Here is a 17,824-nt window from a genome sequence, read left to right as displayed (position 1 = left end):
TATAAGGTTATTATATATTTCTCAAGTTTGGGCTAGATCCCAAGTGATTTTTGCCTCATTATGTAAGGATTATCGCTAGTTTTTTTGAGGAAAATCATATGCCAAATACATCTAACTCTCCTTATATCATGTACGGAATTAAAAACTGTGACACCATTAAAAAAGCACGCCGTTACTTAGAAGATAATGGCGTTAACTATCAGTTTCATGATTATCGTGTTGATGGTATTAGCGATGAATTACTTTCTACCTTTATGGAACATATTGATTGGGAAGTGTTAGTCAATAAACGGGGAACAACGTGGCGTAAACTGACTGACGATGAAAAAAATGCAGTTGTTGACGCAGACAGTGCGAAAAAAATACTACTTGCAGAGCCTGCCATGATCAAAAGGCCCGTACTTGTTTCTCCAGATAACCGATACTTAGTTGGGTTTAACGCTAATGACTACCAAAACTTCATTCGATAATCAGGTGGATATAATGGATTGCCCCGTTATTCAGCTTGCCAAAGAATTAATTACTCGCCCTTCTATCAGCCCCGATGACCAAGGCTGCCAAGCAATACTTACCGAGCGCTTAAACCAACTTGGTTTTACTGTTGAACCCATGCATTTTGGTGACACATTGAATTTTTGGGCACATCGAGGTACTCAGGGGCCAACCCTTGCATTCGCAGGTCATACCGATGTTGTACCGGCAGGCAATAGCGAAAATTGGCAGACTCCGCCGTTTAACCCAACAATTATAAATCAGCATCTATATGGCCGTGGTGCTGCTGATATGAAAGGTTCAGTCGCAGCAATGGTTATCGCCGCAGAGCGTTTTGTCAAAAAACACCCTCATCATCCAGGACGCTTGGCCTTTTTAATCACATCTGATGAAGAAGCTGCTGCGTTGGATGGCACGGTTAAAGTTGTTGAAACATTAATGGCACGTAATGAGCGCGTTGATTACTGTTTAGTCGGTGAGCCGTCAAGCCAATCACAATTAGGCGACATCATAAAGAATGGACGTAGAGGCTCTATTACAGCGAACTTAACTATTTTGGGTACACAGGGACACGTTGCCTATCCCCATTTAGCGGACAACCCGGTGCACCGCTCAACCGCTTTTTTGCAAGAGCTCACCTCAACTATCTGGGATAACGGCAATGAGTTCTTCCCTGCCACTACCATGCAAATTGCCAATATCCATGCAGGTACTGGGGCAAGTAATGTGATCCCCGGAGAGTTATTTATTCAATTTAATTTTCGTTTCAGCACAGAATTGACTGACATACAGATACGTGACAGGGTCACTAACATGTTAGACCGCCATGGCCTTACATACAAAATTGAATGGTCATTATCTGGGCAGCCATTTTTGACTGAAAAACAAGAGCTTGTCACTGCAACTCTGCAAGCAATTCATGAACTGACAGGTCTTAACGCAGAGTTATCGACAAGTGGTGGAACATCGGATGGTCGTTTTATCGCCCAAATGGGAACTCAAGTGATTGAGCTCGGCCCATTGAATGCCACCATACATAAAGTTGATGAATGCGTTAGTGTCAAAGACTTGCAACAACTGGCCTTAATTTATGAGCGAGTCATGGAGCTATTGTTATTATGATCACCATCGCAATGCTAACAGGCCGTTCCACGGACCATTTAGTGACACTTGGCGGCTCTCATCGCCTACAGTTTAATGCCACCAAAGCATTTTTAGCCATGCAACAAGCAGCGGTAAAAGCAGGCTTCAAGTTACAGTCAGCAAGTGCATTTCGTGATTTTTCACGTCAACAGTTAATTTGGAATGAAAAATTCACCGGCCTCCGCCCTGTTCTTGATGCACAGAGCCAACCTCTAGATATTACAGCCCTTTCTGAAGGTGAGCTTTGTGAGGCGATTTTGCATTGGTCTGCATTACCTGGTGCAAGCCGTCATCATTGGGGAACCGAAATAGACGTGTATGACCCATTACGTATCCCAGCAGGGCAAACATTGCAGTTAGAACCTTGGGAGTATGAAACTGGCGGCTACCTTGCTGAACTAAATCACTGGCTCACGGATAATATGGCAACATTTGATTTTTATCGCCCTTTTACTGCCAAAAATGCAGGGGTTGCCTATGAACCTTGGCATATTAGCTACTGGCCGTTATCCCATGAAGCTGAACAGCTATTAACGCCAGAAGTGATTAAGCAAGTTCTAGAACAAGAGGATATTTGCGGGAAAAACTGGTTAAACAGTAACTTAGATTATGTATTCGAACGCTATATTAGAGCTCCTGAATAACCCCTAAGTTAGCAAAGCAACTTCTATCACGCCTCATAAATCACATTACATAATTTATGAGGCTTTTTTATTTTTCGTGGAAATTTGTTCATCAACAACTGGAAGTCGATACATAAAAATAAGCAGCCAACACAACAGTGCCAATAAGCCAATTTTCAACCATACATAACTAACAACCCAGATTGATAATGAAAAAGTAAGTATTATCAATATAATTGCTTTGGGTTTTGCCCCTTTAGGTAGCCCTCTGTGCTTTTGCCAATGACGGATATACCCCCCAAACCAAGAGCGATATAATAACCAATGATGAAAGCGTGGAGATGAACGAGAAAAGCACCATGCCGCCAGCAATAAGAAAGGCGTAGTCGGCAAAACAGGAAGAACGACGCCAGCAAAAGCCAGCGCAACAGCTAACCATCCAATAACAATGAGGAACAATTTTTTCAAAATTACTCCTCCTCTCTAATAAATAAATTAAATGGTAAAAACCGCATAAATTTTGTGGTAACTCATAATAATATCAATGGTATACTCTAATGGTAAACAAGCTTAATGAAAAGTCGCTTTTGCCTGTTGGAATGATTATTACTAGCAGTGACTAGGGTAACTGAGCGATATCAACGCACAGACAGCTCAAAGAATGGCTCTCTCAACCCATTCTAAATTATTTGAGTTGTATGAAGGCGATGAGTGAAGGCATCCCTAGGAGCATACAAAAGTATGTGACTAGGGTAACTGAGCGATATCAACGCACAGACAGCTCAAAGAATGACGAATGGAAGGTAATGTATGCAATGGTTAGCCGACTACTGGTGGATAATTTTACTCTTATTGGTAGGTATTATCTGGAATTCAGTCAAAGAAATGATGAAATTGGACCCCAAAAAGTTTTTAGATGACAAGCCAGAAATTCCCCCACATCAAGATAATAACCACCTTTGGGATGATGAAGACGATTGGCCTAAAGACAAGAAGAAATAACCTTTTGCTTTATCTCCGCTAACAGCGTGGGTTGGTATTGTTTTACCTGTATACCAACCTCTTCTCTTACTCGTTGTAGCCATTGCTTTTGCCCTGTTATACCAACATCTGCGCAAATCTGTGCGATGGGCTCACATGACACCAAATGCCGTCTGAGAAGCGAAAGCCCGTTTTTTTCTTCCTTCAATAAACGCAGAATCGCACTTTCACTCGCAGAAATGGGCCGTTTAAACTCACTAAACCCGATGAGTTCAACCCAATCATCTGTCGTTAATTGCTGTTGTGAGTCTGTTGTGAAAGCAAACTCTTGTAAATCACTGCGCCAATATAGGTCACGTTTTAGCCGTAACTCCCCCTGTTCACAGAGTTGGTATGCACGGTTTGATATCGGTAGAATAGCCATTGCGGTAAAACAGCCACTGCTTGCTTCTTTATGAGTGCCAATGCGTATCAGCCTAAAACCGGCTTTTTGCCAAAAAGCCGTTAAATCAGGTGTTAGCCCAAAACTAACAGATAAAAAATCCAACCCTTGCTCTGTAGCAACTGTTTTTTGTTTTTCTAACAGCGTTAAACCAATTTGGCGCCTACGGTGGTGCGCATCAACCGCAATACGCATTACACGGCGAGATTGCCACTGTGCCGCATTAGGAAAAGCACTGTGAGCTGCCAATGACTGGACAACTAAATTTCCTCTTGGTCGACGAAGCCCAGCCCATATTTGCCAGCTCAATGATTCGGTCAACTGTCCTTCATCTACCATCCATAATGCACCTAAATAAGCACAATTATGAGACTCGGTTTTTGCCACCATAAAATGTTGTTGCTGAGCATCCAATAGTCGTCGTAAATCTAATGGTGACGTTCGATAGTGTGCGCTCATCAATAGGCCATAAAATGCGCTTAGTCTTTCATTATTTTCTACTAATGACGCCTGAGTTAACGCTTTATATTCAACAGTTTCAGTAATAACCGTTTGAGAGGTGGGCTCTTGCAGTAATAGAGCGCTATTAACCCATGATTCTAAGGCGTCATTAGCCGCATAGCGCATAGGGCTATCAAGTTGCAATAACCTGAAATGCGTTAAGCTTGCGCAAAATTTCAACATGAAACCACGCCCTGTTCCCTCATAGCCATCGACGGTTGTGGTCAATAAAACACGGGGAAAATACTCAACCAGCTCTCGTAAAATATAATTAGGAATAGCGGAAGCTTCATCGATGATCAGCCAATCTGCTGTTATTTTTTCATTGCTGCGGCAGTAGGCTAATAAGTTATCAGGTGACCAAAAGTTAATCGGTTGGCCTGCATGTCGGCTTAATACTTCCGTCGCCACTTTGGCAGGTGCACAGCACCAACACTCTCCCCCAAATTGTTGTATTAACATGCCTGCTATTGCCGATTTTCCGCGCCCTCTTGGCGCTATTAAGCCCCAAACTCCATGTTCTGCGTTTAATAATTGGCTAATTATTTGTTGCTGTTGTTTTGTTGGATGGCCTGTAGGTGCTTGCCATAACGGTTTGTTTTTTAGCAATGGAAAATCAGGTTTATCCCCTTGTTTATAAAATAAAATATCAGAGGATGCTTCAAAAGTCCGTTGCAGATGGTGAACAAAATTCGGTGTCGAAATAACCCCAGATTGTTCATTCCAACGAAGGCTGTCGATATCATTATTTGTCGCCCACTCAGATTGCGGTGCGGTGCATAATATTAACAAGCTCCCTGCTTTTAACGTGCCAGCAAGCATGGCTAGCGCTTCGCTATGAAAGCCTTCACGCACATCAAAAATGCCATGCAAAAATTCACGGCCCAATAATAGATGGGCATTTTCAGGGGAAATACCGTGAGGCAAGTTTGATGAAATCGTTAACCAGTCGCCATCAATAGTTGTTTGAATTTCGTTGAGTTGCTGTTCCACCCACACATTGTCGCCAGAAAGAACCATAAGACGACGCATGCCAACCAGATGCAGCTGCTCGATAATAACAGGAAGTAATTTCAACATCGTAATGCTATGATTTACCAATTAATAATGACAATATCCCTGCCGCGATTAAAGGCCCCACAGGCACACCACGGAATAAGGCTACGCCAATCACGGTTCCAACAAGTAAGCCTGCAACAGTAGACGGTTGATGGGTCATTAATGTGACGCCTCGGCTACCCAGCCAAGAAACGGCGATCCCAATAACAATTGCCAGAATCGATTTCCAATTCAAAAATGAGCCCAATACCTCACTAGCGGTTATTTTGCCGCTCGCAATTGGTGTCATAACGCCGATAGTTAAGATAAGTATGCCAATGGTTAAACCATATTTTTCAATCCATGGAAAATAATTATTCAATGGTGTTATTCTGACTACCAATAAAAATAGCATCGCAAGGGTGACTGTCATATTATGACTGATAATACCTAACCCAGCTAATACCAAGAGAATGATTAGTGTTGGATCAACATGACTCATAGATTTGTCCCTGTAAAACGCACAATTATAATTTATTTGCAGTCAATCGACTGACTTAAAAACATGTTATTGGCTCATCATCAAAGAAGCAAATATTAACGCCAACTCTTTTTATTTTTATAACGATATTTTTAATTAATAATAAGCCACTATCTCTGCACAGTTAATTAACCAAAATGTGACATTTGAGCTATTTTTTATTCGCTATTTAATGCTTCTAGAAAAATAGTCACTCAGAATATCTGACGGCGCCTCCCTTAATTGAACAAAAATTAACATGGTAATACGGATAATCCTGACCATCGATAAAACTTAAGCTAAATATTCGGAATATTCATCACTGTTTATTTTTTTACTTCTCGCTTTTTTTTATATTTATCATTATAAAAACCAACTTATGGTGCCTTTTGCTGAAGATAGACCGAAATACCTTTACCGCCAGACAATCCATCTCAATTGCGTATAATAATCACGACCAATTAATACTGAAAAATCATAACTTCACATTATTTATAATTTTAGTGATTTCAATGGTTGTGCGACGCTCAGCGCAAGCACAATTATTAGGATTAATAATATGAATCAACTTTTATCACCCTATTCAAACGCTCGTTTTATTGCCATCCGCTTAGTCCCTGGCGAAGATGTGATCTTAACATTAAGACAAAAAATTGAGCAGCATGGCCTAAAAGCTGCATTTATTGTCAGTAGTGTCGGCAGCTTAACTGACGTTGCACTGCGTTTTGCAGGCCAAGAGAATACCTTTCAAACAACCGGTAAGTTTGAAATTGTTTCATTCATTGGCACGTTAGATGCCCAGGGTGAACACCTGCATTTATCTGTCTCCGATGAACACGGAAAAGTCCTCGGTGGTCATATGATGCCGGGTTGTACTGTTAGAACCACATTAGAGCTGGTTATTGGGGAACTTGAGAAAGTTAATTTCACTCGTGAGCCTTGCCCGTTGTCTGGTTATGAAGAGCTGATTATCACGTCTCGTTAATTTTATTATTTTATTACTGTAAGGAATGACTTTGTCATGGGTAAAACGTCGATTATCTCTAGTCGCACTCTGACTTTAATTGTGTTTTCTATTGCCATTAATATGGTCATTGGCCAATTAAGTTCGATGCTAAAATTGCCTATATTTTTAGATTCTATCGGAACGCTAATTTGTGCATTATTAGCTGGCCCTTGGGTTGCATTATTGAGTGGCTTATTAACGAATTTATTATGGGGCTTACTCAGTGGTCCAATTGCAGCTGCATTCGCGCCTGTTGCGATGATGATTGGCCTGAGTGCTGGCTTATTAGCTCGTGCAGGCGGTTTTCGTACCTTACCAAGAGTGATCTTATCCGGTGTTGTGATTACTTTTGCGTTAATGATCGTTGCTGTTCCCATTCGCACTTACTTATTTGCAGGAACAACTGGTAGTGGAGCTGACTTTTTTGTCGCGTATTTTCATGCAGTTGGCGATAACTTATTAGAATCAGTAGCAATTACGGTATTAGGCGCCAATATTGCAGATAAAGTTGCATCAGCCATTATTGCTTGGTTACTGGTTCGACAGTTACCAGAACGCGTTCAACGTAATTACCCAAATATGGCTAAGGTCCGTTAGATGCATCCATTTACCTCGCTGACAATTTGGTTTTGGCTCAGTGTCACTTCGCTTTTTTTACCACTGGGTTGGCCATTAATCCTGCTAGGTTGCAGCACTTTCGCTGCTTTAATATTATGGCGGCCAGCCCGCCACCGTTGGAAAATTGTTGTATGGATTATGCTTCCCATGGCGGCAGGGCTTTGGTTAATTCATGGTGGCTGGCTAGCTCAGCTATTAACTGGAGCCACTTTAAAAAATAGCCGCCCTGAATTTGCGTTGGCATTGTGGTTTAAGTTATTAACGATTATTAGTGCTTCTCAACTTTGGCTGCAATATGTACCGACTGAACGCTTTATTCGGGCTTTATTTGCCAGCCGTTTACCTGCGAGTTTCGCTTACCTACTCGCAGGCCCATTACTGCTTGCCGAACAACTTCGTCAACAATTAAGCACTATCCGTGAAGCACAAATAGCCAGAGGCGTTCCTCTTGATGGTCGCTTTTGGCAACGTATTACATCGTTACCTGCCCTATTGTTTCCACTTGCCAGTAATACCTTGAGTGAATTGAGTATTCGTGGCGCTGCATTAGACATGCGTGGCTTTCGCTATTGTACTAAACGCACGACATTGAACCCACCGGTGGATAGCACCCACCAAGCCTTGCTCAGGTATGGGTTAGTTTTGTTAATTGTTATTGAAGGCGGTCTTTCTCTGTGGTGGTGAATTTACAACAGATGCGCTTCATTCCACAAGGCGCGGAACAGTCCCTATTAGGGCCAATTGACCTTCAGCTCAATGCAGGCCAATGGCTATGTGTATTGGGTGGTAACGGTAGTGGAAAAAGTACGTTAGCACAAATAGTTGCAGGTTGGCATAATGACCTCATTCAGGGGAAAATTGAAGGAACCGCAGAGGTATTTCAAGCCCCCTTAGCTGACAGCTCTGTGGTTCAAGTGTCTATCTCACGCCAACTTGTTCAACAATCCCCCCAATTACAACTTTCAGGCTGCGCGTTTACCGTTGAACAGGAAATTGCATTCGGGCCTGAGAACCTCGGTTTAACACCCAACGAAATTAGTGAGCGAGTTGAACTTGCCATTGAACTCACATTTTGTGAGGCACTGCGTACCCGCCACCCTGCCACCTTATCAGGCGGAGAAGCACAGCGCGTTGTGTTAGCAAGTGCATTAGCGATGCAGCCTAAACTCCTTTTACTCGATGAAGCGTTTAGTCGACTAACCCCAAGTGCAACACAACGCATTTTAGCCCAATTACAACGCTATACAGAACAAACGGGCTGCAGCATTATTTTTTTTGAACGTAACTTACTACCGGCCATCCGTTTCTGTGACTCATTCCTTTTGCTAAGTACAGGCCAAGCCTTTCAAGAAGCTGGGAAAATGGTCGCAACAGGCAGTTTAAATGATGTTTTTCTTGATGCTCTTGAAACAATCAATATGCCAGATGCATGGCGGGCGGTAGGTGAGCTGGTCAAATTAGGGCATTGGCAAGGAAATATTCCCCACGATGAAGCGCGATTGCTACAGATGTTTAAGGAGCAATATGTTACAGCTTAACAATCTGAGTTATCGTTGGCCAAGTTCAACTATTGATAATATACAATCTTTATCTCTATCTATTCACCCTGGTGAATGGGTTGCTTTGGTTGGGGATAATGGTGCAGGAAAATCAACATTGTTGCGCCTTTTAGCGGGGTTATTACAACCAACACAAGGCGACATTCTGCTTGATAGCCAGCCGCTTCACCTTCTCTCTTCACCACAAAGAGCCAACCATATCGGCATTTTATTCCAAGAAGCTGAGAAACAAATTTTTCATAGTTGTGTGCGTGATGAAATTGCGTTTGGCTTAAAACGCCAGAAATATCATAAACGTGATATTCAAGACCGAGTACATCAGGCACTTGAAATTTGCCACCTATCCGACGTGGCGGGTAAACACCCTTTAGATTTGCACGCAGGCCAACGTAGGATGGTTGCTGTTGCTTGTTTAGAGGCTGTTTCCCCTAAGCTATTGCTACTTGACGAACCAAGCCGTGACTTTGATGCCTTTTGGATGCGAAAATTTGAAGATTGGCTAACATTACAACGAAAAAAAGGGGTAACTGTCGTTTCGATTAGCCACGACCTTGATTTTGTTGCCCGCCATTTTCAGCGTGTATTGCATCTATCAAAGGGTAATCTAATTGCTGATGGTCAACCACTGGAAGTATTAGGTCATCCAGAATTACAAGTTGAAAGCCCACTTCCCGCACCGACATTGATGTCACTTAGTCAGCAACTACAAATAAATACCACGGATACCACTCTCTCTTCATGGGTCACTCATTTGATTCACCAATAGCCGCCTTGGGTTAATGGCTAAAAAAATAGCCTGCAATGCAGGCTAAAATATCATTCAAATTATAGGAAATTGATTAATCTAACTGCACGCCAATACGACGTGCGACTTCTTCGTAAGCCTCAATTAAGCCGCCAAGGCTCTGACGAAAACGGTCTTTATCCATTTTATTGAGCGTTTCTTTGTCCCATAAACGGCTACCGTCTGGAGAAAACTCATCGCCTAAGACGACTTGGCCTTTATACAAGCCAAACTCCAGTTTAAAATCGACTAAAATTAGCCCTGCATCAGCAAAAATTTTACTGAGCACTTCATTGGCTTTGTAGCTTAGCTCACGCATTTTTGCCAAGTTTTCTTTACTCACCCAGCCAAATGTCTCACAGTACGATTCATTCACCATCGGGTCGTGCTTGGCATCGTCCTTTAAGAATAAATCAAATAAAGGCGGGTTTAACTCCATGCCTTCTTCAACACCTAAGCGTTTTACCAGTGAACCTGCTGCACGGTTGCGGATCACACACTCAACAGGCACCATATCTAACTTTTTCACCAGAGCTTCTGTGTCAGACAATAATGCTTCCATTTGTGTTGGAATACCGGCGGCTTCTAATTTGCTCATAATGAAATGGTTAAATTTGTTATTTACCATACCTTTACGGTCAAACTGCTCGATACGTTCACCATCGAGTGCTGATGTATCATTACGGAACTCCAGAACCAGTAGATCAGGATCCTCTGTGGTATAGACTGTTTTTGCCTTACCACGATACAACTCAGCTTTCTTTTGCATCTTACACACTCCAGAGATGTGATTAAACTAAACAAAATCAACCTGCACAGCAGATTCAGATAAGTAACAGAAGAACAAAAACCCACCAAATGGCCTATTCATTGTTAATTTTCTGCTCTGTTTCAGTTAGTTACTGAAATTCACCATGCGAAACGCTAACTAGCTGATATTCAATATTTTATAATTCACTGCTAATCATGATAATAAAATTCCCGAGCAGACGCAAACGATTACTTAACCATAAACACTGATTTTTTGTCCATTTGTTTTAGGTGAAAATATGAAAAATAAAATTAGCGTTGCAGAGAGGAAAAAATTAAAACTAACGAAAGGCCAATTAATAATTAGCTAAGCATATAAATTACGATAGAAATAACATGAACCAAATACAGAGAATAAATCATTAGAGAGGTTATTCTATTTAGATTAAGGGCGTTTTACTGATGGCCACCAACCTATGTGTATGAATATCAATATCTTTCCCCCAATACAACTCCATCCAATTTAAGTAAAAATCATCCATATCTTTAATCGGGATCAATAGGCGGTTTTCTTCTTCACCATTTGAGGCATAAACATAATATTTTTTATCAAATGCCCAATTGATCATGGTTTCCCAAAAACGTTGACCTGCATCTGTTTGCTCTTCATCGGTTACCATAATGCAATATGTATTAAGAAGGTAAGCAAAAAACTGACGAGGTAAATCTTTGATAATTTTAATATATTGATGAGCAGTGCTTCGCCAAACTTTAATTTGTGTGCACGTTATCTTCCCGATCACAATGTCTTTGCGAAATTTTAGTTCAACGAGATAAAGAGTTTCCGGCTTTTCCCCATTAGCAATCAAGCGATATTGTTGTTTCCTGAGTGATTTTACGAGTCGGTAACCTTCCGGTATATCAAACCCCTGCAAACTAAAGTCTATTACCCCTTTAGTTAGAAAACACTGTGTATTTTCTATATTACTGGCTGTTATTCTCAATTTTTGGTTAAACTCAGCCCCTGATATTTTCCTTGGCATACAATCACGACTATTTTTGATGGGTTTCATCGCGTGATTATCCATCCCTCTTCTCCTTGATGTTAGCGATTTTCGTTGAAGTATATCCGAAAATAGTGGGATGACAAATCCATCAAACTTAATTTAGCCCTATCAATAATTGATATTTATAACGCCACTACGCGATTAAAATTACCCATAAAAAAACCGCAGCTTGCATTTAAGCTACGGTTTAATTAACAATCTCAAAATGTTGAATTATGACTTTTTAGCGGGTGCTTTACTAAACGCTGCTTTCAGCGCGGCAACCATTTCATCATTTTGTTTTTGTGTTAAAGGCACACCTTTAGTGGTGATAAATTGCAGTGTACTACGGTTATTTAAGTCACCGACCTGCACTTTATAGTCTGCTTCTGGCACAGTTGGGTCATCAATGCCCAAAGCCTGCCATTCTGAGCTGCTTAAACCTTTGTAAGTCACCATTACAGAACCACTTGAACGTGTACGGTCACCCACTTTCATACCAACACTTTCTAAGGTGTGAGGTAAACGCTCCCATACTGCGTCAAATGGTGCACGAACGACAATTAAAGGTAAGCCAGTATCATCACTACCCGTTTGAACATCTATAATGCCATACGCGTTTTGAATGCTACCTTTGTTTGAGGTATCACGTAACGTATATAAGTTATCGGTTAATTCATTCAATAACAGCTTGTTATATCGTTGAGTTTCGACAACATCGGTAATTGTCTCTCCACCTTGACGTAAACCTAAGCTTGTTACCGTCAATGCCATCATACCGTTTTCGGGTTGTACCGTGACTTTATGGCGGCTTTCAATTGGAACGTTTTCATCTGCACGGTCCCATTTCACCCAATCGGTTTCAATTGAGCGAGAACCATCATCTTTAGAGGACACTGGAATATTTCTTTGCTCTAAGATCATTGTAACTTGTGACCAAAGCGCACTATTTTCAGGTGTATTTTCTAGCAACAAACGGCTTGCTTGAGCGCTATCCTCTGTACGAGAACCCGCTAATTGCGAAATTGTCAGTACTGGTGGACGAATGTCTAACGCTTTTCCTATTGCCCCTGTTGATGTGGCTTTAGGGATATCATACTCACCATTTTGTTCTGGTAATGTCAGCCCTTGTGGCACATTCAACACTTTCAATGGCGCAGCATTGAGATATTCCTCATCACCACTGACCTGACGTTTATAGCGCTGATCGCTGGAGCAGGCTGCCAGTAACACGACAAGTGACAGGCCAGCAACCTTCATAACCTTCGATTTTTGCAATAATGTTGCCATTAAAATTCCCTAAATTTTACAGTAACCCAGCGAGCTTCAAGGCTTCCTCAACTTTTTGCTGGCCTGAGGTGGTTAACGGTGTCATTGGCAACCGTAATGTACCATCTGCAATCAGACCTAAGCGATGACAGCCCCACTTCGCTGGAATTGGATTTGGTTCAACAAATAACTGAAGATGAAGCCCCATCAGTTTTTTATTTAATTCACGCGCCTCAGTATATTTGCCTGCAAGCGCTAAGTCACACATTTTTACCATCTGCGGTGCAGCAACGTTGGATGTGACTGAAATAACGCCTTGACCACCCAGTTGCATGAAATCAAGTGCTGTTGCGTCATCACCTGTTAACAGTACAAAATTATCATCAACCAGTTCTTTGATTTGATGAACCCTAGCTAAGTTCCCTGTTGCTTCTTTAATTGCAACAATATTCGCCAGTTTTGCTAAACGCCCCACGGTTTCAGGCAACATATCACAGCCCGTCCGTGATGGTACATTATAAAGAATTTGTGGCAAGCTGGTGTTTTCTGATATTGCTTTAAAATGCTGATATAACCCTTCCTGAGAAGGCCTATTATAATAAGGTGTTACTGTCAGGCAAGCAACTACACCGCTGTTTTCAAAATCATTTGTCAGAGAAATAGCTTCCGCTGTCGCATTTGCACCCGCTCCTGCAATAATAGGAATACGGCCATCTGCTAACTCGAGTGTCGCTTTTACGACATCGACATGCTCTTTATGCGTTAAGGTTGCTGACTCGCCAGTTGTACCAACAGAAACAATAGCAGTTGTTCCACTTTCAACATGGTAATCCACCAATTTTTTTAGGCTGGCTTTATCTAAACGCCCTGCCGAATCCATTGGTGTGATAACTGCAACAATGCTTCCCGTTAAAAAATCTTTATAATTTGCGTTTCCATTAGCCATAGCGATACCCCCTCAATAATTGAACCCCCATGTTACTTTTTCATTTCAAAGAAGAAAACCACCCAACAGCAAGAATTTAATGAATTTTGTTAATGCCGAGGACATTAACTTAAATAGAAGTAATAATTCACTGATATTTCTCGCAAGAGTCTATTTCCCCTCTTGGCAGATTCCCTTTTTTATGGTTTCCTTAACTTCATAGTCAGTCAGTTTTTAATGCCCGAATTTTACGGCGATATTCTAATCAAATATTTAACTGACATAATTACAATACTAAGGAATAGACTTTGCCTAAGACTGAACAGCAATTTCTTGTCATTACTGCGCTGGGAACAGATCGTCCGGGCATTGTGAATACCATTACACGCCTCGTCAGCGAGTGTGACTGTAATATTGAAGATAGTCGCTTAGCGATGTTTGGCAAGGAATTCACCTTTATTATGATGTTATCCGGCAGCTGGAATGCGATCACCCTTTTAGAGGCAACATTACCACCTAAAGGCGCTGAGCTTGATTTGCTCATCGTAATGAAAAGAACCCAGAGTGTCCAAACAACCTATTACCCATCAACCGTAACCGTGAATATTGTTGTCGACGATGCACCTCGTATTGTCGAGCAATTCACAAATTTATTCACAACTTCGCAGTGTAATATCGCAGAGCTTGTTTCTAAAACACAACCAGCCAATAATGATATGCCCGCTCAACTGGAGATTCAGATTACTGCACACGACCCGTTGGACGATAATGGCATAATTATAAAAAATAAATTTCAACAACTGTGTACAATGCTAAATGCCAAAGGCAACATAAGTATTGTTAACAACCCCAATATGCAAAGTTAACGGAGATATATGTAATGAACCCATTGAAAGCCGGTGATAAGGCGCCTCAATTTAGCCTTCCTGACCAAGATGGTGAGCTCATCAATCTTTCTGATTATCAGGGTCAACGCGTATTAGTTTACTTTTATCCTAAAGCGATGACGCCTGGCTGTACTGTTCAAGCGTGTGGTCTACGTGATGAAATGGATACACTTAAAGCGAAAGGTGTCGAGGTATTAGGTATTAGCACAGACAAGCCAGAAAAACTGTCTCGTTTCGCTGAAAAAGAGATGTTGAACTTCACTTTATTATCAGATGAAGACCACCAAGTATGTGAGCAATTTGGAGTTTGGGGTGAAAAACAATTCATGGGGAAAACCTATGATGGAATTCATCGTATTAGCTTCCTCGTTGACCCTACTGGGAAAATAGAGCACGTCTTTGACAATTTTAAAACCAGTAACCACCACGAAATCGTGCTTGATTACATAAATACACACGCTTAATCGTCACTGCATAGTGCTGTATGTCCCCATACAGCACTATTCCTAACCTAGTTTGTTGGTTCCGTTGTTTCTTCCGGCCATACATGAATAACCGCTTTAATCAGTGTTGCTAACGGTATTGCAAAAAACACCCCCCAGAAGCCCCATAACCCACCGAAAATCACAACAGATAAAATAATCACAAGTGGATGTAAATTCACCGCTTCAGAGAACAATAAAGGCACAACAACGTTGCTATCCAAACCTTGGATCACTAAATATGCCAACATTAAGTACCAAAACTCGCTGCCAACACCATACTGAAAGAGCGCAACAATAACCACTGGGATCGTAGCCGCTACCGCACCAATATAAGGGATTAATACCGCCACCCCGACTAGAACCGATAACAATACAGAATAGCGCAGGTCAAAATATGCAAAGCATAAATAGGTTGCCACCCCAACAATCACCATTTCTGTGACTTTTCCGCGTAAGTAGTTGGTGATCTGTTCATTCATTTCAACCCAAACTTTCCCCACTAACAAACGGTTTTTGGGTAACAACTTGAGAAAACTTTTGCTAATGCGTTCTTTATCTTTCAAAAGGAAAAATGTCATCAATGGCACGAGAACTAAGTAAACCGCTAAAGTAAAAATACCAATTAACGAAGCAACTGACGCTTTAACTACTGAGTCTGCAATACCTGACATACGGCTACGGAGGTTATCTGCCATCATATCGATGATGCCAACATCCACCAATGCGGGATATTGTTCTGGCAGTTTCTGTGCAAATTCATTGAACCGGTTAACCATATTTGGTAGATCGGCCATCAAATTAATCCCTTGCTGCCATGCCGTTGGCGCAATAATTAAAATAACCATGGCACTTATTCCAGCAAATAAGGTCAAAATGATACCAACAGCAACTGAACGGGATAGCCCTATGCGTTGTAATAAATTTGTTGGCCATTCAAGCAAATAAGCTAAAGCAATTGCCGCCAGCAACGGAGCCAGTATACTGCTGAAAAAGAAGATGATCACAAACCCTGATACGAGTAATGTAAAGAGGGCTATGGCTTGTGGGTCAGCAAAACGCCGACGATACCACTGTAAAAACAATTCCAGCATTTATTGCTCCTGGGGAATAACACAAAGGACAGTTCCTAAAGTAACGAAAATTATACCGAAGAACAGATTTTACGATAGCTTTTGCTATCATGTGTTTTAAACTTTTCGCGTTTTTAGGTGCCTTACTTAAATATACCCGAAATAAAGTCGGTACTTACCCTAAATTAAAATGTTGTATGGGATACTCACGTTTCATGAAGAAAACTTTAAAATATCCATTATTGGCTTTCATGATCGCTGCGCTAATGAACGGTGCAGTTTTACCTGCTTATAGCGCAATTGAAGATACCTTACCCGATATAGGAACGACGGCGGGAGGCACTCTTAGTATCAACCAAGAAATTATTATGGGAGATGCAATCACACGCCAAATTCGCGCCAGCACCCCTCTTATTTATGACCCATTGTTAACCCAATATGTTAACAAACTTGGCATGCGGTTAGTGAAAAATGCAGACTCAGTTAAAACACCGTTTAAGTTCTACTTAGTCAACAACCCCAATATTAACGCATACGCCTATTTTGGGGGGAATGTCGTGCTGCACTCTGCATTATTTCGGTACAGCCAAAATGAAAGCCAGTTAGCCTCCGTCATGGCGCACGAAATATCTCACGTCACGCAAAGGCATCTCGCGCGAATGATGGAAGATCAGAAAAGCACCACGCCTCTCGCGATTGCTGGGACTATTGGTTCTTTACTGTTAGTCATGGCAAACCCTCAAGCTGGTTTTGCAGCATTAACCAGCACGATGGCTGGGGTGCAGCAAGGCATGATAAGCTTTACCCAAGCCAATGAGCAAGAAGCAGACCGCATTGGCCTACAAACGTTACGACGCTCAGGTTTTGACCCACACGCCATGGCTGATTTCATGCAAACCATGTCAGACCAAACCCGCTATATGTCTAAGCCCCCTGAAATCCTGCTAACGCACCCCTTACCGGATAGCCGTTTAGCGGATGCCAGAAACCGCTCGAACCAATACCCTAAAGTGAGTGTGCCTTCATCACTGGATTTTATGTTAGCTCGGGTTCGTATTTTGGCCATGTATAGCACAGATCAACACCATGCTTTAGACCAAATCATTGAGAATTATGGTAAAGGTTCTGCACAAGAACAGATTGCGGCTCAGTATGGTAAAGCATTACTCCTTTCCCAAGACAAAAAGTACGCAGAAGCTGGGAAAATCCTGACAGAACTATTAGCGAAACAACCCGATAACCCTTGGTTTATCGATAGTATGACGGATGTCGATATTGAACAACATCAAGTGTCTAGAGCGGTCTCTCGTTTACAAAATGCATTGAAAAAAGCACCGAAAAACACCGTATTTATAGTCAACTTAGCCAATGCGTTGATTAACAATCATCAGTATAAAGAAGCAACAACCTTGTTGAATAAATATACGTTTGATTACCCTGATGACCCAATTGGCTGGGATTTACTGGCCGAGGCATCCGCAAAACAAGGTAAACGTACTGAAGAACTTGCTGCTTACGCAGAAGGGATGGCATTACGAGGGAATTATGACATTGCGATTAATTATCTCAGCGATGCTAGCCGCCAAAGCCGTTTAGGCAGTTACGAACAACAGCGCTATGACGCTCGCATTGATGCGCTTCGAAAACTACAATTACGCGATCAAAATGCAAAACCGTAAGGAATT

Annotated in this window: 20 protein-coding genes; 12 read left to right on the top strand and 8 right to left on the bottom strand. The window is 41.6% G+C overall.

The window, feature by feature from the left end:
• Positions 1–98: 98 nt before the first annotated feature.
• Genes G6Q48_RS05155 through G6Q48_RS05145 form a run of 3 tightly spaced genes read left to right on the top strand, consistent with a single transcriptional unit; the run spans position 99 to position 2,279 of the window.
• A complete protein-coding gene (locus tag G6Q48_RS05155) occupies positions 99–470 on the top strand; it encodes an ArsC family reductase (protein WP_166264809.1) in 372 nt (123 codons plus the stop codon).
• Positions 471–483: 13 nt separating this feature from the next.
• Positions 484–1,614, top strand: coding sequence for a succinyl-diaminopimelate desuccinylase (gene dapE / locus G6Q48_RS05150; RefSeq protein ID WP_166264806.1), 1,131 nt, complete (start codon positions 484–486; stop codon positions 1,612–1,614).
• Positions 1,611–2,279, top strand: coding sequence for a M15 family metallopeptidase (locus tag G6Q48_RS05145; protein WP_102139841.1), 669 nt, complete (start codon positions 1,611–1,613; stop codon positions 2,277–2,279). Before dapE ends, G6Q48_RS05145 begins: the two co-directional genes overlap by 4 nt.
• Positions 2,280–2,333: 54 nt before the next feature.
• On the opposite strand, the gene G6Q48_RS05140 is transcribed toward G6Q48_RS05145, so the two are convergent.
• Entirely contained in the window at positions 2,334–2,726 is a 393-nt protein-coding gene (locus G6Q48_RS05140) for a DUF454 family protein (RefSeq protein ID WP_102139840.1), read from the bottom strand.
• 342 nt (positions 2,727–3,068) lie between these two features.
• On the opposite strand from G6Q48_RS05140, the gene G6Q48_RS05135 reads away from it, so the two are divergent.
• Positions 3,069–3,260, top strand: coding sequence for a YpfN family protein (locus G6Q48_RS05135; protein WP_109912443.1), 192 nt, complete (start codon positions 3,069–3,071; stop codon positions 3,258–3,260).
• Here G6Q48_RS05135 and G6Q48_RS05130 read toward each other — a convergent pair.
• Together G6Q48_RS05130 and G6Q48_RS05125 are read right to left on the bottom strand one after the other, a co-directional pair.
• The gene (locus G6Q48_RS05130; RefSeq protein WP_166264803.1) at positions 3,241–5,262 is read right to left on the bottom strand and encodes a tRNA(Met) cytidine acetyltransferase TmcA; all 2,022 of its coding nucleotides are present in this window, start codon (positions 5,260–5,262) and stop codon (positions 3,241–3,243) included. The genes G6Q48_RS05135 and G6Q48_RS05130 overlap by 20 nt on opposite strands.
• 7 nt (positions 5,263–5,269) lie before the next feature.
• Positions 5,270–5,722, bottom strand: coding sequence for a DUF441 domain-containing protein (locus G6Q48_RS05125; RefSeq protein ID WP_102139838.1), 453 nt, complete (start codon positions 5,720–5,722; stop codon positions 5,270–5,272).
• Positions 5,723–6,299: 577 nt separating this feature from the next.
• On the opposite strand from G6Q48_RS05125, the gene G6Q48_RS05120 reads away from it, so the two are divergent.
• From G6Q48_RS05120 to G6Q48_RS05100, 5 genes are read left to right on the top strand one after another with little or no spacing between them, the layout of a single operon-like run.
• Positions 6,300–6,725 (top strand): PPC domain-containing DNA-binding protein, encoded by a 426-nt coding sequence (locus G6Q48_RS05120; RefSeq protein WP_102139837.1) that lies wholly within the window; start codon positions 6,300–6,302, stop codon positions 6,723–6,725.
• 36 nt (positions 6,726–6,761) lie between these two features.
• A complete protein-coding gene (locus G6Q48_RS05115; RefSeq protein ID WP_125891130.1) occupies positions 6,762–7,343 on the top strand; it encodes an ECF transporter S component in 582 nt (193 codons plus the stop codon).
• Positions 7,344–8,048, top strand: a complete 705-nt coding sequence (locus tag G6Q48_RS05110) for an energy-coupling factor transporter transmembrane component T (protein WP_166264800.1) — start codon at positions 7,344–7,346, stop codon at positions 8,046–8,048. It abuts the gene before it with no gap.
• Positions 8,039–8,902: an energy-coupling factor ABC transporter ATP-binding protein gene (locus G6Q48_RS05105; RefSeq protein WP_166264797.1), complete on the top strand. Its 864-nt coding sequence runs from the start codon at positions 8,039–8,041 to the stop codon at positions 8,900–8,902. Before G6Q48_RS05110 ends, G6Q48_RS05105 begins: the two co-directional genes overlap by 10 nt.
• The gene (locus G6Q48_RS05100; RefSeq protein WP_166264794.1) at positions 8,889–9,689 is read left to right on the top strand and encodes an energy-coupling factor ABC transporter ATP-binding protein; all 801 of its coding nucleotides are present in this window, start codon (positions 8,889–8,891) and stop codon (positions 9,687–9,689) included. Before G6Q48_RS05105 ends, G6Q48_RS05100 begins: the two co-directional genes overlap by 14 nt.
• 73 nt (positions 9,690–9,762) lie before the next feature.
• Here G6Q48_RS05100 and purC read toward each other — a convergent pair whose 3' ends face one another.
• The 4 genes from purC to dapA all read right to left on the bottom strand — a co-directional run bounded on the left by purC (position 9,763) and on the right by dapA (position 13,718).
• Positions 9,763–10,476 carry a phosphoribosylaminoimidazolesuccinocarboxamide synthase gene (gene purC, locus G6Q48_RS05095; RefSeq protein ID WP_102139833.1) on the bottom strand — a complete coding sequence of 238 codons (714 nt, stop codon included), beginning with the start codon at positions 10,474–10,476 and terminating at the stop codon, positions 9,763–9,765.
• A gap of 421 nt (positions 10,477–10,897) precedes the next feature.
• Complete coding sequence (locus tag G6Q48_RS05090) at positions 10,898–11,545, bottom strand: hypothetical protein (RefSeq protein WP_241098748.1); 648 nt, start codon at positions 11,543–11,545, stop codon at positions 10,898–10,900.
• Positions 11,546–11,737: 192 nt separating this feature from the next.
• Positions 11,738–12,793 (bottom strand): outer membrane protein assembly factor BamC, encoded by a 1,056-nt coding sequence (gene bamC, locus G6Q48_RS05085; protein WP_102139832.1) that lies wholly within the window; start codon positions 12,791–12,793, stop codon positions 11,738–11,740.
• Between the two features lie 16 nt (positions 12,794–12,809).
• Positions 12,810–13,718 carry a 4-hydroxy-tetrahydrodipicolinate synthase gene (gene dapA / locus G6Q48_RS05080; protein ID WP_102139831.1) on the bottom strand — a complete coding sequence of 303 codons (909 nt, stop codon included), beginning with the start codon at positions 13,716–13,718 and terminating at the stop codon, positions 12,810–12,812.
• A 287-nt stretch (positions 13,719–14,005) separates the two neighbouring features.
• Here dapA and G6Q48_RS05075 point away from each other — a divergent pair, with 287 nt between their 5' ends.
• Both G6Q48_RS05075 and bcp read left to right on the top strand, forming a co-directional pair.
• A complete protein-coding gene (locus G6Q48_RS05075; protein WP_102139830.1) occupies positions 14,006–14,563 on the top strand; it encodes a glycine cleavage system transcriptional repressor in 558 nt (185 codons plus the stop codon).
• A 14-nt stretch (positions 14,564–14,577) separates the two neighbouring features.
• On the top strand, positions 14,578–15,048 hold the full coding sequence (gene bcp, locus G6Q48_RS05070) for a thioredoxin-dependent thiol peroxidase (protein WP_004253548.1): 471 nt from the start codon (positions 14,578–14,580) through the stop codon (positions 15,046–15,048).
• 47 nt (positions 15,049–15,095) lie between these two features.
• Here the strand turns inward: bcp and G6Q48_RS05065 are convergent, their stop codons facing one another.
• Entirely contained in the window at positions 15,096–16,160 is a 1,065-nt protein-coding gene (locus G6Q48_RS05065; protein WP_102139829.1) for an AI-2E family transporter, read from the bottom strand.
• A gap of 194 nt (positions 16,161–16,354) precedes the next feature.
• Between G6Q48_RS05065 and G6Q48_RS05060 the strand changes: the two genes are divergently transcribed.
• Complete coding sequence (locus G6Q48_RS05060) at positions 16,355–17,818, top strand: beta-barrel assembly-enhancing protease (protein ID WP_166264791.1); 1,464 nt, start codon at positions 16,355–16,357, stop codon at positions 17,816–17,818.
• The last annotated feature ends 6 nt before the right edge of the window (positions 17,819–17,824 follow it).

It is taken from the genome of Providencia sp. M-27 (assembly GCF_011077905.1).
GTDB classification, from domain to species: Bacteria; Pseudomonadota; Gammaproteobacteria; order Enterobacterales; family Enterobacteriaceae; genus Providencia; species Providencia huaxiensis.
The sequence above is the reverse complement of the archived record's forward strand: the minus strand, read 5'-3'. Positions and strand labels throughout refer to the sequence as shown.

Coding starts and splice junctions, on each gene's coding strand:
- G6Q48_RS05135 (WP_109912443.1), top strand. CDS start 3,069: ATGCAATGGTTAGCCGACTACTGGTGGATAATTTTACTCTTATTGGTA.
- G6Q48_RS05120 (WP_102139837.1), top strand. CDS start 6,300: ATGAATCAACTTTTATCACCCTATTCAAACGCTCGTTTTATTGCCATC.
- G6Q48_RS05115 (WP_125891130.1), top strand. CDS start 6,762: ATGGGTAAAACGTCGATTATCTCTAGTCGCACTCTGACTTTAATTGTG.
- G6Q48_RS05100 (WP_166264794.1), top strand. CDS start 8,889: ATGTTACAGCTTAACAATCTGAGTTATCGTTGGCCAAGTTCAACTATT.
- bcp (WP_004253548.1), top strand. CDS start 14,578: ATGAACCCATTGAAAGCCGGTGATAAGGCGCCTCAATTTAGCCTTCCT.
- G6Q48_RS05125 (WP_102139838.1), bottom strand. CDS start 5,722: ATGAGTCATGTTGATCCAACACTAATCATTCTCTTGGTATTAGCTGGG.
- G6Q48_RS05130 (WP_166264803.1), bottom strand. CDS start 5,262: ATGTTGAAATTACTTCCTGTTATTATCGAGCAGCTGCATCTGGTTGGC.
- G6Q48_RS05060 (WP_166264791.1), top strand. CDS start 16,355: ATGAAGAAAACTTTAAAATATCCATTATTGGCTTTCATGATCGCTGCG.
- dapA (WP_102139831.1), bottom strand. CDS start 13,718: ATGGCTAATGGAAACGCAAATTATAAAGATTTTTTAACGGGAAGCATT.
- G6Q48_RS05110 (WP_166264800.1), top strand. CDS start 7,344: ATGCATCCATTTACCTCGCTGACAATTTGGTTTTGGCTCAGTGTCACT.
- G6Q48_RS05155 (WP_166264809.1), top strand. CDS start 99: ATGCCAAATACATCTAACTCTCCTTATATCATGTACGGAATTAAAAAC.
- bamC (WP_102139832.1), bottom strand. CDS start 12,793: ATGGCAACATTATTGCAAAAATCGAAGGTTATGAAGGTTGCTGGCCTG.
- G6Q48_RS05145 (WP_102139841.1), top strand. CDS start 1,611: ATGATCACCATCGCAATGCTAACAGGCCGTTCCACGGACCATTTAGTG.
- G6Q48_RS05090 (WP_241098748.1), bottom strand. CDS start 11,545: ATGGATAATCACGCGATGAAACCCATCAAAAATAGTCGTGATTGTATG.
- purC (WP_102139833.1), bottom strand. CDS start 10,476: ATGCAAAAGAAAGCTGAGTTGTATCGTGGTAAGGCAAAAACAGTCTAT.
- dapE (WP_166264806.1), top strand. CDS start 484: ATGGATTGCCCCGTTATTCAGCTTGCCAAAGAATTAATTACTCGCCCT.
- G6Q48_RS05065 (WP_102139829.1), bottom strand. CDS start 16,160: ATGCTGGAATTGTTTTTACAGTGGTATCGTCGGCGTTTTGCTGACCCA.